Origin of the sequence: Bacillus sp. FSL K6-2971 (assembly GCF_038006405.1) — a bacterium.
Classification (GTDB): Bacteria; Bacillota; Bacilli; order Bacillales; family Bacillaceae; genus Bacillus; species Bacillus pumilus.
The window spans coordinates 3,686,741-3,701,970 of the sequence record NZ_JBBOVD010000001.1 but is presented as its reverse complement, the minus strand read 5'-3'; the positions used below and the strand labels follow the sequence as shown (position 1 = coordinate 3,701,970).

Sequence of the window (15,230 nt, the reverse complement as noted above, 5' to 3'; positions counted from 1 at the left end):
AAATTGCAGAAAATCAATTGTTTTGGAAATTTTTTTGACTGTCATACCCCGCTATACTATAATTAGACTGTTACGCACAAAACAGAGGTGAAGACCATGTTAGACCGTTTAAAATCAATTGAAGAACGCTATGAAAAGCTAAATGAATATTTAAGTGACCCTGAAGTGGTGAACGACCCTAAGAAGCTTCGTGAATATTCAAAGGAACAATCTGATATTCAAGAAACTGTTGAGGTATATAGACAATATCGTGCGGCATACGACCAGTTGAGCGAAGCGAAAGCAATGCTGGAAGAAAAGCTGGATGCCGAGATGCGCGACATGGTCAAAGAAGAAATTTCAGAGCTCACAGAGGAAACGGAACGTTTAGAAGACGAGCTGAAAATCTTGCTGATCCCGAAAGATCCGAATGACAACAAAAACGTTATTGTGGAGGTTCGTGGTGCAGCAGGAGGAGAAGAGGCCGCGCTTTTTGCTGGAAACCTTTACCGTATGTACAGCCGTTATGCTGAAATGCAGGGCTGGAAAACAGAAGTAATGGAAGCGAGTGTGACTGGAACTGGCGGTTATAAAGAGATTATCTTTATGATCAGCGGGAAAGGCGCATATTCCAAACTAAAGTTTGAAAACGGTGCACACCGCGTGCAGCGTGTCCCGGAAACGGAATCAGGCGGACGGATTCATACATCAACAGCGACAGTTGCTGTCTTGCCCGAGGCTGAAGAAGTTGAAATTGATATCCACGAAAAAGACATCCGTGTAGATACTTTCACATCAAGCGGACCTGGCGGACAAAGTGTTAACACAACCATGTCTGCTGTTCGATTAACTCACCTACCAACAGGCGTGGTTGTATCCTGTCAGGATGAGAAATCACAAATCAAAAACAAAGAAAAAGCCATGAAAGTGTTACGTGCAAGAATTTATGATAAATTCCAGCGTGAAGCCCAGGCTGAATATGATCAAACGCGTAAATCTGCTGTTGGAACAGGGGATCGTTCAGAGCGTATCCGTACGTACAACTTCCCACAAAACCGTGTAACAGACCACCGCATCGGATTAACGATTCAAAAGCTTGATCAAATTTTAGAAGGAAAACTTGACGAGATCATAGATGCATTAATTATGGAAGACCAAGCAAGAAAGCTTCAAAATGCAAAATAATCAGCGAACCAATTTTGAAGCCCTTAAATGGGCTTCTTCTTTGTTAACGGAAGCCGGTAGAGACCAAAACGCAGCAGAGCTCCTTTTGATGCATGTACTGGGCCTAAGCAGAAGTGAACTTCTTGCATGTTTTCATGATCAGCTGCCAGAGGAGCAAGATCGGTTGTTCAGCGAGTTTGTCACGCAGCACAAGAAAGGCGTGCCTGTTCAGCATCTAACAGGTATTGAATTCTTTTACGGCCGTCCATTCGAGGTGAACAAACATGTTCTCATTCCTCGCCCTGAAACGGAAGAGGTCGTTTTGGCGGCGCTGAATTTGATGAGTGACATCTTCCCGCACGATCAGCCGCTCAAAGCAGTAGACGTTGGCACCGGAAGCGGGGCAATTGCGATTACGCTCGCTCTTGAAAAAGAAACACTATCTGTCACAGCAACGGATATTTCACATGAAGCACTTGCGGTAGCAAAGCGGAATCAACAAGCGCTAGGTGCAGACGTCCATTTTTTACAAGGGGACTTACTCGAACCTATCAAAGATCAGGGCATCAAAGTGGATCTGTTTATTTCCAACCCACCTTATATTGCGGCAGAAGAAATGGACAGCTTGTCAGAGGTGGTTACGAAGCATGAACCAGTAAATGCGCTGACAGATGGACGTGATGGTCTGTGGTTTTATAAGCGTCTCATTCGTGATCTTCACCATGTACTTCATAAACAGGCGGTCGTTGTCTTTGAAATTGGACATACGCAAGGGCAAGATGTAAAAGCACTTCTCTTGCAGTCATTTCCCGCGGCAGATGTCCGCATCGTCAAGGATATTAATGGGAAAGACCGAGCTGTTTGCGCACACATTCAAAACGGAAAGTCCGGCTGAATAAAGTCGGACTATTTTATTATGTAAAGATGAAACTTATGGTAAAAGAGAAACGTATATATAGAAGAATGAACATTCTGATCATGATTTTTTTACATAAATTTGTTTTGAAGGAGCGAATGGTGTGAACAGAAGGTATGCGATGGTGTTGGTCATCGTCAGTGTACTATTGATTGTGAGTGCTTGTGGCAAACCGAGCTTTAAAAAAGAAGCAGCAGCATTTGGAGAAAGCTATAAAAAAGCACAATACACAGTGAATCGAACAGATGACCTAACTGATATGAAGGAGAAGCTGAAGTCTTATTTAACCGAGCATGAATATCAAGAATATACACAAGACAGCATGTTCCCAAGCGTGTTAGAAGCAGCAAAGGATCAAGATTGTCAAATTAAGCTGAAGAAAATTACGTTTACGCCTTCAGATGAAAGCGATGACAGAATTGAATTTAACTATGAAATGATAATTCAATTTATTAATCAAAACGGAAAAGTCAAAAAAGAAATCAAGAAAAAAGGAGCAATGACTGTCATCAAAACAGATGCAGGGTTAAAAATCAGCCGAGATTGGGATGGAAGACTGTACCCTTCCGATTACCAATCCTCACTCCAAAGCCGTTCTTAATGGAACGGTTTTTTTCATTTGACTCATAATCTATTAAAAAAATCATTTTTCCTGTTTATGAGATGGGTTTCCTGGACACAATGTTTGTAGCGAAGAGAAAAAGTGGGGGAAACACATCATGTTTAAAAGTAAAATGATGATTTGTCTTTATATGTTTCTATTATTATGCGGTGCTTTTGCAAACCTTGGCAGAGAGGAGACAGCGGCTGCTTCTGCAAATCAGCCTGTTGTGATACCAGAGGAAGCCATTCGATTACGCATTTTAGCAAATAGTGATCGTTCAGCAGATCAGGATGTGAAAAGAAGCATTCGAGACGAAGTCAATGCTAATATGACAGAATGGGTCAAAGACCTTACATCCATCGAAGAAGCAAGACGTGTGATTCGGTCCAAGCTGCCAGAAATCAATCGCATTGCCAAAGCGAAATTGAAGGAGCAGCACATTGATCAATCCGTATCAGTCAGTTTTCAAAAAGCCTCATTTCCAACAAAGCTCTATGGAAATTTCGTCTATCCTGCAGGGAAATATGAAGCCATTTTAATTACGCTTGGAGAAGGGGATGGAGCCAATTGGTGGTGTGTGTTATTCCCGCCGCTCTGCTTTATCGATTTTTCAAATGGAGAAGCCATCGCGTCGCCAGAGGGGGATGAGGATTCCGAAGTGACAGCGCAGCAAACAGATGAATCTGTGAATGAAGTGGTCAAAGACGAGAAAGAAGAGAAGGGTGAAGTGAAATTCTTTTTATTCGAATGGGTCTCTAGTCTTTTCTCCTAAAAAAGGTATAAATCTGTTTTTGCCTCATAGAGTTGAAGTAAGAGATCAAAAAGAGGTGAAAGCATGTTTTATCAATTAAGAATAGCCACAGAAGAAGATGCCCCAGCGATCAATGCTTTTCTTGAAAAAGGACAAGCGAAAGGCGGCGTCACGCTTGCAGAGCGTACGACATTTGTTGTCATGGAAGATGCAGAAGGTCAGCTGGCAGGGTGTTTAGGTCTTGAACAGCTTAGTGAACAAGAGGGCTTGCTCCGGTCTCTTGTCATATCAGATAAACTAGGTCAAGGACACATCGTGTCTTTGTTCCAAAGTGTTCAAACGCTCGGAGGGAAAATAGGTGTGGATACGTTTTATGTCGTTGCCAACCACTCCTCTTCGCATGACTTTTTGGCATTGATGGGCTTCACGGCTTTAGAGGATATTCCAGAAAGCATGTGGGTATCTGCACATGCAAAAGAGATCTTAGCGAAAGAACAGGCTGTGGTTCTTCAAAAAAAAGCCAGTTAATCACAATATATTGAACTTATACACATACTTATCCACTGTTAAACAAGCGTTATCCACAAATTGTGGACAACGCTTGTTTTATTGATCATCATCTTTTATACTTTCAAAAGGATAATTGAGATATATCAACAGTTTTATCTTTTTTAAAAGGAGTTTGTATGATGTTAAATACAAAAAGGTGGTCTGTGGATTTAGAAAAGGATTTATCCACATACTATCCACAAATTGAACAGGCAGCGTTGTTATTGCAGCAAAACGAAGTGGTCGCTTTTCCGACAGAGACAGTGTATGGACTAGGGGCTAATGCGAAAGACACAGAAGCTGTCATGAAAATATATGAAGCGAAAGGGCGTCCAAGTGATAATCCATTGATTGTCCACATTGCGGAGATTGAGCAGCTTCATGAATTTGCACAAATAGAAAGCGAAAAAGCAAAGGCATTGATGGATGCCTTTTGGCCGGGTGCTTTAACCATTGTTCTTCCGTGTAAGCCGGGCGCTTTATCAAAGCAGGTCACGGCAGGTTTATCCACGGTCGGTGTGAGAATGCCTGACCATCCGATTGCGCTGGAGCTTATCCGAACGGCTGGCCTGCCGATTGCCGCACCAAGTGCCAACCGTTCAGGCAAACCATCACCAACACAAGCTGACCATGTAGCGAGTGATCTCGATGGAAGAATCGCTGGGATTGTCGATGGTGGTTCAACTGGTATTGGCGTTGAGTCAACGGTTGTATCCTGTGTCGACGAGATTCCAGTCATCCTAAGGCCGGGCGGAATTACAAAAGAAGCTTTAGAAGAGGTAGTAGGAACGGTCAGTATTGACCCAGGGCTGACAAAAAAGGACGAGGCGCCTGTATCGCCAGGGATGAAATACACACACTATGCCCCTGAAGCTAAAATGTACCTCTTTTTTGGAAGTGATGAAGAGATGCAGCTTCACATTCAAACATACCAAGCAGCAGGTTTAAAAGTTGGTGTGCTGACAACAGAAGAAAAGAAATCGTTGTTTGCGGCAGATGTTGTTTTCAGCTGTGGATGGAGAGAAAAACCTGAAACGATAGCGGCGAACTTATATCGTGTACTGAGACAATTTGATGAGACAGATGTAGATGTTATTGTTTCAGAAGCCTTTTCAGAACAGGGGGTTGGTTCAGCAATTATGAACCGTCTGCAAAAAGCGGCAGGAGGCCGAATCCTCTCTTCATTCAAATAGTTCTAACCCTTCTTGGACAAACATAGGTTAAAGGAGAATGTGTGTCCAAGGGGGATTTACATGTACGAACTAGCTGGCGAATTGCTGACGCTCAGCATCATGGCTTTTGCACTGGGGATGGATGCTTTTTCGGTTGGATTTGGCATGGGAATGATTCAGCTGAGGTTCCGCCAGATCATTTATATTGGACTTGTCATTGGGATATTTCATATGTTTATGCCGCTTTTTGGCATGTTAACAGGTCAGCTCTTATCAGGCTGGCTCGGTCTCCTTGCCACCTATATCGGCGGGGCGCTGCTTTTGGTGCTCGGGCTGCAAATGATCATTGCCTCTATTCGCAAAGAAGATAAACCATTTATCGCACCTGTGGGCACTGGTCTTGTTCTTTTTGCAACAAGTGTCAGCTTAGATAGTTTTTCCGTTGGTTTAAGCCTCGGAATTTACGGTTCTCGCGTGTGGATGACCATTTTATTGTTTGGTTTTTTTAGTATGATCCTCACATGGCTTGGATTATTACTCGGTAAACAGGTTCGATCATGGGTGGGATCATATAGCGGGGCGCTTGGCGGAATCATTTTACTAGCCTTTGGTATCAAATTATTATTTCCGCTCTAGTCAGTCTCCTTACATAACATGTAGAATGAAATGCTATATAATAGAAGAAAAGGAGGGCGAAAGATGAAAATCTTATTTGTTTGTACGGGAAATACATGCAGAAGTCCGATGGCTCAAGCCCTTTTTGCTTCAATTGCACATGATAAAGGTTTAGAGGTCACTGTTAAATCAGCGGGCATTTTTGCCTCAGATGCTGGGAAGGCTTCTCCTCAAGCGGTCGAAGCGTTATTTGAGAAAAGCATTCCGCTGAATCACTCTTCAGCAAAACTGACAGAGGATCTTCTGCGAGAAGCTGATTACGTTTTCACCATGACCATGCAGCATAAACAGTTGATTATGGAGCAATATGCACATGTAAAAGACAAGATCTTCACTCTAAAGGAATTCGCGACAGGAACAGAAGGCGATGTTTCCGATCCATTTGGAGGAAGCCTGTCTGTTTATCAGGAAACACGTGATGAACTTGAAGCATTGCTCCATCAGCTGGCTGAGAAATTGAAAAAGGATCGGACATCCTCATAATGGACAACCTGTAAAACCGTTGCAACAACGGTTTTTCTGCTTTTGTTTGCAAATGACTAAGCAGAGGTTAAAATATAACTGTAAATAAAAAATAAATGTAAGGCTTAACAGATCAACTCACCCTTAGGAGGAATTGCCCGATGAAAGTAGCTATTGCATCCGATCACGGCGGAACGAATATTCGTGAAGAAATCAAACAACTGATGGATGAATTGAAGATTGAATACATTGATATGGGTTGTGAATGTGGATCAGGTTCTGTAGACTACCCAGATTATGCTTTTCCTGTAGCCAATATGGTGGTAAACGGAGAAGTTGACCGCGGCATTTTAATTTGCGGGACAGGCATCGGTATGAGTATCTCGGCAAACAAAGTAAAAGGAATTCGCTGTGCGCTGGCGCATGATACATTTAGTGCGAAAGCGACTAGAGAACATAATGATACAAACGTCCTTGCAATGGGAGAACGAGTCATTGGACCTGGATTAGCACGTGAGATTGCACATATTTGGCTGACAACAGAATTTACGGCAGGACGACATGCTGTACGGATTGGTAAGATTGCTGATTACGAAGAAAAGCACCTATAAGGAGCGCTTAACATGAACATTGGTCAAGATTGGCTTGAAATGTTAAAAGAGTTTCATCAAATGGTCGAACTGCGTGCTGGGCAAATCTTAGTGATCGGCTGCAGTACATCAGAAGTGGCTGGTGAGCATATTGGGACAGCAGGAAATGAGCAAATAGCTGCGTCCATTTATCAAGAATTGGATCAGCTAAGACGAGAGACCGGTATTGACCTCGCTTTCCAGTGCTGTGAGCATTTGAATCGTGCTCTTGTTGTGGAAGAAGAAGTGGCTTTCCGGCTTAACCTAGAGATTGTGGCGGCAGTACCTGTCCGAAAGGCGGGTGGTTCGATGGCGGCTCATGCGTATCAGCACATGGAACATCCTGTGTTAGTTGAATCCATCGAGGCGCATGCTGGAATCGATATCGGTGATACATTAATTGGGATGCATCTAAAGAGAGTCGCTGTACCTGTTCGCCTTAGTCGTCATCAATTAGGACATGCACATGTGACGTTTGCGAAAACGCGTCCGAAGCTGATTGGCGGAGAACGAGCGGTTTATACAAGATCTTAGCTTAGATATATTTCTAATATAATGTTGAATGATGAAGGCGCTTCACCACTTGAACATTCGGTTTTTCGCAAAAAAAGAAGTCAATTTCCCAAAAAAACTTTTACATTTCACTCAAAAACCGTGTACAATGAGATGGTGAAAACATCGAATGGAAATAGATTGGAGAGGATTTCGCTGATGAAACATTTACCTGAGCAAGACGCACAAGTATTCAAGGCAATTCAACTAGAGCGGAAACGCCAGCAAGACAAAATTGAATTAATTGCATCAGAAAACTTTGTAAGCGAAGCAGTCATGGAAGCGCAGGGCTCTGTATTAACAAACAAATATGCAGAGGGCTACCCTGGTAAACGCTACTATGGCGGTTGTGAACATGTAGACGTTGTAGAAGATATCGCACGTGACCGCGCAAAAGAAATTTTTGGCGCTGAGTATGTGAACGTACAGCCTCACTCAGGTGCTCAAGCGAACATGGCCGTATACTTTACCATTCTTGAGCATGGCGATACAGTGCTAGGTATGAACTTATCACATGGCGGGCATTTAACACACGGAAGCCCTGTTAACTTTAGTGGTGTACAGTACAACTTTGTAGAATATGGTGTTGATAAAGAAACGCAGCATATCGACTATCAAGATGTACTTGAAAAAGCACGTGAACATAAACCAAAGCTAATTGTTGCGGGTGCAAGTGCATACCCACGTCAAATTGATTTCAAAAAGTTCCGTGAGATTGCGGATGAAGTCGGTGCTTACTTTATGGTCGACATGGCTCACATTGCAGGTCTTGTTGCAGTAGGTCTTCATCCAAATCCAGTTCCTTATGCAGATTTTGTGACAACGACAACTCACAAAACATTGCGTGGACCTCGCGGCGGAATGATTTTATGCCGTGAAGAGTTTGGTAAAAAGATCGACAAATCGATCTTCCCTGGTATTCAAGGTGGACCACTGATGCATGTCATCTCTGCAAAAGCTGTTTCTTTCGGTGAAGTATTGAACGGAGATTTTAAAACGTATGCACAAAACGTCATTGACAATGCAAAGCAGCTAGCTGAAACCCTTTTATCTGAAGATATTCAGCTTGTGTCCGGTGGAACGGATAACCATCTTGTTCTTATCGACTTGCGTTCTCTTGGCATTACAGGAAAAATTGCAGAAAATGTTCTTGATGAAATCGGTATTACAGTGAACAAAAATGCGATTCCTTATGATCCAGAAAAACCTTTTGTCACAAGTGGTGTACGTGTTGGTACAGCAGCAGTGACAAGCCGCGGTTTCGATCAAGAGGCGATGAAAGAAGTAGGTTCCATTATTGCGCTTGCTCTAAAACATCATGAAGATGAAGCGAAATTAGAAGAAGCGAAAAAGCGTGTATCTGATCTAACTGCCCGCTTCCCTCTATATAACGAATTAGATTATTAAAAGCAGACCCATTTGCCTATTTTTGGCATGTGGGTTTTTTTTGTAGGATTTGCGAATCATATTGAAAGATGATGTCTTTTTATGTAGAATTGTAGGAAGTGTGCAAAGTTCACCGGAAGATGACAGAAAAGGAGTTGTAGCAAGCAATGGCAAAGGTTTATGTATTTGATCACCCGCTTATTCAACACAAACTTACATATATTCGTGACGTTCATACAGGAACAAAAGAATTTAGAGAGCTAGTGGATGAAGTCGCAACATTAATGGCATTTGAAATCACAAGAGATTTACCGCTTGAAGAGGTAGATGTAGAAACACCTGTACAAGTAGCGAAATCAAACGTGATCTCAGGGAAGAAACTCGGTGTTGTGCCAATTTTAAGAGCAGGTCTTGGAATGGTGGACGGGATTTTGAAACTCATTCCAGCTGCTAAAGTGGGACATGTCGGTTTATACCGTGATCCGAAAACATTAAAGCCTGTTGAATATTATGTGAAGCTTCCATCTGATGTGGAAGAGCGTGAATTTATCGTAGTAGATCCAATGCTTGCAACTGGAGGTTCAGCAGTCGAAGCATTGAACAGCTTGAAAAAACGCGGGGCAAAAAACATTCGCTTCATGTGTCTGATTGCTGCTCCTGAAGGTGTAGAAGAAATGCAAAAGCATCATCCTGACGTTGATATCTACATTGCAGCATTAGATGAGAAATTAAACGAAAAAGGTTACATTATCCCAGGCCTTGGTGATGCTGGTGACCGTATGTATGGAACGAAATAATTAACAAAGAAGTCATGTACATATCATGTACTTGACTTCTTGGTTTTAAAAAATGCTCTTATTTAAATTTTTAAAGGACGTTCGTCATAGGGAGTCCTGTTATGAACCTTGGGAATTCTCATATTTCTCGAGTGCTTTGTGATATTTTTATACAATTATGTTGAAAATGTGAACATTCTGTGTGCGCCAATATTTATAGAAAAGTTTTTTAACTTTCAACTGATTGACACATCATAGAGCCTATTGTATGCTAAACGAGGGTATTATGGTAAGGTTTTCATAGCCTATAGCACTCTATCAATCCTCAATATGAATCCTAAAAAACCCCGAAAAAAATGGGTTCATACCAGCTAATGAAGCAGAACCCCATAAATTTTAAGATGTCAAGTCTGATTGCACAATCAGTTTCTTGGTGATTTGTTTTTCTGAATAGAACGGCGTAAAAACAAATGTCTTTTCTATGGATTTAATCACCATTTATTGACTTTTTTCACAAAATTCTTCATCAGGAGATAGATATTTGATGGATGAGCCAAACCTTATTTTTCGTAGGCAAAGTAAATATTTGTTATATATCTTGGCTGCATTTGTTTTAGGTTATGCATTGCCAAGTTATAAAACAATATTTCTTGGTTTAATTATCGGCACGTTATTCAGTTTTTTTAATTTACTGCTTGTGATTCGAAGAATGAATGCTTTTGATCACTCCATTGAAACAGGTAAACCTGTGCGATCTCTAGGAAGTGCGGCAAGATGGTGCAACGGACTTATCGCAGTTGCCATTGCTTGGCGTTACCCAGAATATGTTCATCTGGTAGGTATTGTTTTTGGATTAATGACAATTTATCCTGTCATTATGATAGATTCCTTCATTCAGCTTAAACGCTCTACAACGGAAGAGAGGTGAATACTCTTTGAACCACGGTGCAAGAACAGAAGAATTTCTAGGATTAACATTTAATATGTCCAATGTTCTTATGATTACTGTAGCCAGCATCATCGTTTTTCTCATTGCAGTTCTTACTACACGTACATTGGCAATCCGTCCAACCAAGGCACAAAACTTTATGGAATGGGTTGTTGATTTCGTCCGTAATATTATTGGAAGCTCGATGGACATGAAGACAGGTGCTCCTTTTATTGCACTTGGCGTCACATTGCTTATGTACATATTTGTCTCTAATATGCTTGGTTTACCATTTGCCATTACTATTGGAAATGAGCTTTGGTGGAAATCACCTACTGCTGATCCAGGCATTACACTCACTCTAGCGATTACTGTTGTGGGTCTGTCTCATTACTATGGGATTAAACATAGAGGAATGAAGAATTATGTAAAAGGTTTCCTCGCGCCTATTCCATTTCTATTCCCGCTTAAGATTATTGAAGAATTTGCAAACACGCTAACGCTCGGTTTGCGTCTTTATGGTAATATTTTCGCCGGGGAAATCTTGCTTGGTCTAATTGCAGGATTATCCACGAATTTTTATGCTCAAAATATTGGGCTTGGCATCGTCGGAACAATTGGTGCGATTGTGCCAATGCTTGCTTGGCAAGGTTTCAGTCTGTTTATTGGAGCCATCCAAGCATTCATTTTCACTATGCTGACAATGGTGTACATTTCTCATAAAGTCAGCGACGAACATTAATTTTAAAATTTTCTTGTCCTTATGTGGACGTAAATTAAAGGAGGAGCTTTATAAATGAATATTTTAGCAGCAGCAATTGCAATTGGTTTAGCAGCACTAGGTGCAGGTATTGGTAACGGTTTAATCGTTTCAAGAACAGTAGAAGGTATTGCTCGTCAACCAGAAGCTGGAAGAGAGTTAAGAACAGTTATGTTCATCGGGGTTGCATTAGTTGAGGCCGTTCCGATCATCGCAGTAGTTATCGCATTCCTTGCATTCTTTGGTTAATGTGTTAAGAACTGCACTATAGACTATATGAGACGAAATGGCGAAGATCATTCTAGACAGAACCTTCGCCATTCCTTTATGTTTTATGGTTTCTTAACAATTAACTTTAGGAAGGGAGTTGCCTAACAAATATGTCACAGTTACCAATGGTACTAGGAGCAAGTACTGGTGTATTTACAGGTGGAGATATGATTTTCCAACTTTTAAGTTTGCTCATCTTGCTTGCACTTTTAAAGAAATTTGCGCTTAAGCCTTTATTAGGGATTATGAAACAGCGTGAAGATTATATAGGAAATGAAATTTCAAGTGCTGAACAAAAGCACGTTCAAGCTGAAAAGCTTCTTGAAGAACAACGTGTCTTATTGAAAGAAGCACGCGAAGAATCACATACACTCATCGAAAATGCGAAAAAGATTGGTGAGAAGCAAAAAGAAGAGATCATTCAAGCAGCACGTCAAGAGTCAGAGCGCTTGAAAGAGTCTGCTAGAACTGAAATCGTGAAAGAAAAAGAACAAGCTGTGGCTGCACTGCGCGAGCAGGTTGCATCACTATCTGTACTTATTGCATCTAAAGTGATTGAAAGAGAACTTGATGAGCAAGCACAAGAGAAATTGATTCAAGAGTATCTTAAAGAGGCAGGCGAAAGCCGATGAGCGTGACTATTGTCTCTAAGCGTTACGCTTCTGCTCTTTTTGACATCGTTCTTGCTTCTTCGGCAGTAGACGAAACTGAAAAAGAGCTGAATGAGATCAAAAAAGTTCTAAAGGCTGACCAAGAATTGAATGACTTTCTTGTTCATCCAAAGATTACGGCAGACAAAAAGAAACATTTGATTGCAGAAGCTTTCAAAGGTGTTTCGACACATGTATTGCACACAATGTATTTATTAATTGACCGCGGGCGCACGAATATTTTCTCTGAAATGACGTCTGAGTTTGTGAAACTGGCAAACCGCACGAAACAAATAGACGATGCGGTCGTGTATTCAGTGAAACCGCTGAGCGGCGCTGAAATTCAATCTTTATCTGAAGTATTTGCCAAAAAAGCCGGAGTCACATCACTGCGTGTTGAAAATGTGATTGACAAGGATCTAATAGGCGGAGTGAAAATCCGTATCGGAAACCGCATTTATGACGGCAGTGTCAGCGGAAAGCTTTCCCGCATTGAACGTCAGCTTGCAGGCGAAAATCGTTAGAAGGGGTGAAACCTTAGTGAGTATCAAAGCTGAAGAGATTAGCGCGCTGATAAAGCAGCAAATCCAAAACTATCAATCTGAAATTGAAGTAAAAGATGTCGGTACAGTCATTCAAGTAGGGGACGGTATCGCGCGTGTACATGGCCTTGACAACATTATGGCAGGAGAGCTGGTTGAGTTCTCTAACGGTGTAATGGGTATGGCTCAAAACCTTGAGGAGTCTAACGTAGGTATCGTTATTTTAGGACCTTACAAAGATATCCGCGAAGGTGATGATGTAAAACGTACAGGTCGTATCATGGAGGTTCCAGTAGGTGAAGAGTTAATCGGACGTATTGTGAACCCACTTGGTCAGCCTGTTGATGGACTAGGTCCAATTTTAACAAGCAAAACTCGTCCAATCGAAAGTGAAGCACCAGGCGTGATGGATCGTAAATCTGTACATGAGCCGCTTCAAACAGGGATTAAAGCAATTGATGCCTTGATTCCAATCGGACGTGGACAGCGTGAATTGATCATTGGTGACCGTCAAACAGGTAAAACATCTGTTGCAATTGATACGATCCTAAACCAAAAAGATCAAGACATGATCTGTATTTATGTAGCGATCGGACAAAAGGAATCAACGGTTCGTGGTGTTGTTGAAACACTTCGTAAGCATGGTGCGCTTGATTACACAATTGTAGTCACAGCTTCTGCATCACAGCCAGCTCCGCTACTATACCTTGCTCCTTATGCAGGTGTAACGATGGGTGAGGAATTCATGTATAACGGCAAGCACGTACTTGTTGTATATGATGACCTTTCTAAACAAGCGGCAGCTTACCGTGAGCTTTCATTATTGCTTCGTCGTCCTCCAGGTCGTGAGGCATTCCCTGGTGATGTTTTCTATCTTCACTCTCGTTTATTAGAGCGTGCAGCGAAGCTTAGTGACGAAAAGGGTGGCGGTTCTATCACAGCATTGCCTTTCGTAGAAACGCAAGCTGGCGATATCTCTGCATATATCCCAACAAACGTTATTTCAATCACAGATGGACAGATTTTCTTACAATCTGACCTCTTCTTCTCAGGCGTACGTCCAGCTGTAAACGCAGGATTGTCTGTATCCCGTGTAGGTGGTTCTGCACAAATCAAAGCGATGAAAAAGGTAGCAGGTACACTTCGTCTGGATCTTGCTTCTTATCGTGAGCTTGAAGCATTCGCTCAATTTGGATCTGATCTAGACCAAGCGACTCAAGCAAAATTAAACCGTGGTGCTAGAACAGTTGAAGTCTTAAAACAAGACTTGAACAAACCGCTTAAAGTTGAAAAACAAGTAGCGATTCTTTATGCACTTACAAGAGGATACTTGGACGATGTCGCGATTGCTGATGTCAAACGTTTCGAAGCTGAGTTATTCATGTACATTGAAGAAAACCATAAAGACTTGTTTGACACGATCTCTCAAACAGGAAACATGCCTGCTGATGAAGAGTGGAATACAGCAATCGAAGGCTTTAAACGTACGTTTGCACCAAGCAACTAATTAGTAATCTTTCCGAGAGAAAAAGATTCTCTTTTTCTCTCTTTTCACGTAAATGAACACGGATTCCTGAAAAAAGGTGGTGAAATCTTTGGCCTCATTACGCGATATAAAGTCAAGGATCACGTCAACGAAAAAATCGAGTCAGATCACAAAAGCGATGCAAATGGTATCAGCTGCGAAACTGAATCGTGCTGAAAACAATGCGAAGTCTTTTGTTCCTTACATGGAGAAAATCCAGGAAGTCGTTGCTGCAATCGCAACTGGAACAAGTGCTAAGCACCCAATGCTTCTTTCAAGACCTGTCAAGAAAGCAGGGTATCTCGTCATTACATCTGATCGAGGACTTGCAGGACCTTTTAACAGCTCGATTTTGCGTGCCGCTTACCAAACCATTCAATCTCGTCATCAATCCGCTGATGAATATACGGTGATTGTGATTGGTAAAATCGGACGCGACTTCTTCAAAAAGCGCGGTATTCCAGTTATTTCTGAAGTCACAGGGCTTGGAGATGAAGTAGCGTTTGCTGATATTAAAGAATTAGCAAGCAGTACAGTTCAAATGTTCTCTGATGAAGCGTTTGACGAACTTTACATGTTCTACAACCACTTTGTCAGTGCCATTTCACAAGAAGTAACAGAGAAGAAATTATTGCCGCTAACGGACATTTCGGCCGCAGCGACACCCAATAAACGTTCCGCATCTTATGAGTTTGAGCCTTCTGAAGAAGAAATTCTTGAAGTTCTCCTTCCTCAATATGCAGAGAGTTTGATTTTCGGTGCGCTTCTTGACAGTAAAGCAAGTGAACATGCTGCAAGGATGACAGCAATGAAGAGTGCAACAGACAACGCAAAGGAATTGATCGACAGCCTGACACTCTCTTACAACCGTGCTCGTCAAGCAGCGATTACACAAGAGATTACAGAAATTGTCGGCGGAGCAGCTGCCTTAGAATAGAAA

The 15,230-nt window shown here is 41.8% G+C and carries 19 protein-coding genes; all 19 read left to right on the top strand.

Going from position 1 to position 15,230, the window contains the following annotated elements; all coding sequences use genetic code 11:
- Positions 1-96 precede the first annotated feature (96 nt).
- The 19 genes from prfA (at position 97) to MHI33_RS19620 (ending at position 15,227) form a co-directional block, all read left to right on the top strand.
- Complete coding sequence (gene prfA, locus MHI33_RS19710; RefSeq protein WP_044140158.1) at positions 97-1,164, top strand: peptide chain release factor 1; 1,068 nt, start codon at positions 97-99, stop codon at positions 1,162-1,164.
- Complete coding sequence (prmC, locus tag MHI33_RS19705; RefSeq protein ID WP_126741257.1) at positions 1,154-2,038, top strand: peptide chain release factor N(5)-glutamine methyltransferase; 885 nt, start codon at positions 1,154-1,156, stop codon at positions 2,036-2,038. The genes prfA and prmC overlap by 11 nt, the downstream gene beginning before the upstream one ends.
- 142 nt (positions 2,039-2,180) lie before the next feature.
- The gene (locus MHI33_RS19700) at positions 2,181-2,660 is read left to right on the top strand and encodes a hypothetical protein (RefSeq protein WP_340913879.1); all 480 of its coding nucleotides are present in this window, start codon (positions 2,181-2,183) and stop codon (positions 2,658-2,660) included.
- A gap of 118 nt (positions 2,661-2,778) precedes the next feature.
- Complete coding sequence (spoIIR, locus tag MHI33_RS19695) at positions 2,779-3,435, top strand: stage II sporulation protein R (RefSeq protein ID WP_340913293.1); 657 nt, start codon at positions 2,779-2,781, stop codon at positions 3,433-3,435.
- Positions 3,436-3,498: 63 nt separating this feature from the next.
- The gene (locus MHI33_RS19690) at positions 3,499-3,942 is read left to right on the top strand and encodes a GNAT family N-acetyltransferase (RefSeq protein WP_003215151.1); all 444 of its coding nucleotides are present in this window, start codon (positions 3,499-3,501) and stop codon (positions 3,940-3,942) included.
- Between the two features lie 161 nt (positions 3,943-4,103).
- Positions 4,104-5,156: an L-threonylcarbamoyladenylate synthase gene (locus tag MHI33_RS19685; RefSeq protein ID WP_278176925.1), complete on the top strand. Its 1,053-nt coding sequence runs from the start codon at positions 4,104-4,106 to the stop codon at positions 5,154-5,156.
- Positions 5,157-5,216: 60 nt separating this feature from the next.
- Complete coding sequence (locus MHI33_RS19680; RefSeq protein WP_044140153.1) at positions 5,217-5,771, top strand: manganese efflux pump MntP; 555 nt, start codon at positions 5,217-5,219, stop codon at positions 5,769-5,771.
- A 63-nt stretch (positions 5,772-5,834) separates the two neighbouring features.
- The gene (locus MHI33_RS19675; protein WP_265208899.1) at positions 5,835-6,293 is read left to right on the top strand and encodes a low molecular weight protein arginine phosphatase; all 459 of its coding nucleotides are present in this window, start codon (positions 5,835-5,837) and stop codon (positions 6,291-6,293) included.
- A gap of 140 nt (positions 6,294-6,433) precedes the next feature.
- Entirely contained in the window at positions 6,434-6,883 is a 450-nt protein-coding gene (gene rpiB / locus MHI33_RS19670) for a ribose 5-phosphate isomerase B (RefSeq protein WP_044140151.1), read from the top strand.
- Between the two features lie 12 nt (positions 6,884-6,895).
- Positions 6,896-7,435, top strand: a complete 540-nt coding sequence (locus MHI33_RS19665) for a TIGR01440 family protein (protein ID WP_065097862.1) — start codon at positions 6,896-6,898, stop codon at positions 7,433-7,435.
- Positions 7,436-7,612: 177 nt separating this feature from the next.
- Positions 7,613-8,860, top strand: a complete 1,248-nt coding sequence (glyA, locus tag MHI33_RS19660; protein WP_012011552.1) for a serine hydroxymethyltransferase — start codon at positions 7,613-7,615, stop codon at positions 8,858-8,860.
- Between the two features lie 146 nt (positions 8,861-9,006).
- The gene (gene upp, locus MHI33_RS19655; protein WP_003214553.1) at positions 9,007-9,636 is read left to right on the top strand and encodes a uracil phosphoribosyltransferase; all 630 of its coding nucleotides are present in this window, start codon (positions 9,007-9,009) and stop codon (positions 9,634-9,636) included.
- A gap of 523 nt (positions 9,637-10,159) precedes the next feature.
- On the top strand, positions 10,160-10,543 hold the full coding sequence (locus tag MHI33_RS19650; RefSeq protein WP_044140148.1) for an ATP synthase subunit I: 384 nt from the start codon (positions 10,160-10,162) through the stop codon (positions 10,541-10,543).
- Between the two features lie 7 nt (positions 10,544-10,550).
- Positions 10,551-11,285 carry a F0F1 ATP synthase subunit A gene (gene atpB / locus MHI33_RS19645; protein WP_044140147.1) on the top strand — a complete coding sequence of 245 codons (735 nt, stop codon included), beginning with the start codon at positions 10,551-10,553 and terminating at the stop codon, positions 11,283-11,285.
- A gap of 54 nt (positions 11,286-11,339) precedes the next feature.
- Positions 11,340-11,552 (top strand): F0F1 ATP synthase subunit C, encoded by a 213-nt coding sequence (gene atpE, locus MHI33_RS19640; protein WP_044140146.1) that lies wholly within the window; start codon positions 11,340-11,342, stop codon positions 11,550-11,552.
- 131 nt (positions 11,553-11,683) lie between these two features.
- Positions 11,684-12,205, top strand: coding sequence for a F0F1 ATP synthase subunit B (gene atpF, locus MHI33_RS19635; RefSeq protein WP_044140145.1), 522 nt, complete (start codon positions 11,684-11,686; stop codon positions 12,203-12,205).
- Complete coding sequence (locus tag MHI33_RS19630; protein ID WP_034660287.1) at positions 12,202-12,747, top strand: F0F1 ATP synthase subunit delta; 546 nt, start codon at positions 12,202-12,204, stop codon at positions 12,745-12,747. The genes atpF and MHI33_RS19630 overlap by 4 nt, the downstream gene beginning before the upstream one ends.
- Positions 12,748-12,763: 16 nt before the next feature.
- Entirely contained in the window at positions 12,764-14,272 is a 1,509-nt protein-coding gene (gene atpA, locus MHI33_RS19625; protein ID WP_034660286.1) for a F0F1 ATP synthase subunit alpha, read from the top strand.
- Between the two features lie 88 nt (positions 14,273-14,360).
- Positions 14,361-15,227, top strand: a complete 867-nt coding sequence (locus MHI33_RS19620) for a F0F1 ATP synthase subunit gamma (protein ID WP_044140144.1) — start codon at positions 14,361-14,363, stop codon at positions 15,225-15,227.
- The last annotated feature ends 3 nt before the right edge of the window (positions 15,228-15,230 follow it).

Excerpts from the sequence above, each read along its gene's own strand:
- prfA (WP_044140158.1), top strand. The coding sequence starts at position 97 with ATGTTAGACCGTTTAAAATCAATTGAAGAACGCTATGAAAAGCTAAAT.
- prmC (WP_126741257.1), top strand. The coding sequence starts at position 1,154 with ATGCAAAATAATCAGCGAACCAATTTTGAAGCCCTTAAATGGGCTTCT.
- MHI33_RS19700 (WP_340913879.1), top strand. The coding sequence starts at position 2,181 with ATGGTGTTGGTCATCGTCAGTGTACTATTGATTGTGAGTGCTTGTGGC.
- spoIIR (WP_340913293.1), top strand. The coding sequence starts at position 2,779 with ATGTTTAAAAGTAAAATGATGATTTGTCTTTATATGTTTCTATTATTA.
- MHI33_RS19690 (WP_003215151.1), top strand. The coding sequence starts at position 3,499 with ATGTTTTATCAATTAAGAATAGCCACAGAAGAAGATGCCCCAGCGATC.
- MHI33_RS19685 (WP_278176925.1), top strand. The coding sequence starts at position 4,104 with ATGTTAAATACAAAAAGGTGGTCTGTGGATTTAGAAAAGGATTTATCC.
- MHI33_RS19680 (WP_044140153.1), top strand. The coding sequence starts at position 5,217 with ATGTACGAACTAGCTGGCGAATTGCTGACGCTCAGCATCATGGCTTTT.
- MHI33_RS19675 (WP_265208899.1), top strand. The coding sequence starts at position 5,835 with ATGAAAATCTTATTTGTTTGTACGGGAAATACATGCAGAAGTCCGATG.
- rpiB (WP_044140151.1), top strand. The coding sequence starts at position 6,434 with ATGAAAGTAGCTATTGCATCCGATCACGGCGGAACGAATATTCGTGAA.
- MHI33_RS19665 (WP_065097862.1), top strand. The coding sequence starts at position 6,896 with ATGAACATTGGTCAAGATTGGCTTGAAATGTTAAAAGAGTTTCATCAA.
- glyA (WP_012011552.1), top strand. The coding sequence starts at position 7,613 with ATGAAACATTTACCTGAGCAAGACGCACAAGTATTCAAGGCAATTCAA.
- upp (WP_003214553.1), top strand. The coding sequence starts at position 9,007 with ATGGCAAAGGTTTATGTATTTGATCACCCGCTTATTCAACACAAACTT.
- MHI33_RS19650 (WP_044140148.1), top strand. The coding sequence starts at position 10,160 with ATGGATGAGCCAAACCTTATTTTTCGTAGGCAAAGTAAATATTTGTTA.
- atpE (WP_044140146.1), top strand. The coding sequence starts at position 11,340 with ATGAATATTTTAGCAGCAGCAATTGCAATTGGTTTAGCAGCACTAGGT.
- atpF (WP_044140145.1), top strand. The coding sequence starts at position 11,684 with ATGTCACAGTTACCAATGGTACTAGGAGCAAGTACTGGTGTATTTACA.
- MHI33_RS19630 (WP_034660287.1), top strand. The coding sequence starts at position 12,202 with ATGAGCGTGACTATTGTCTCTAAGCGTTACGCTTCTGCTCTTTTTGAC.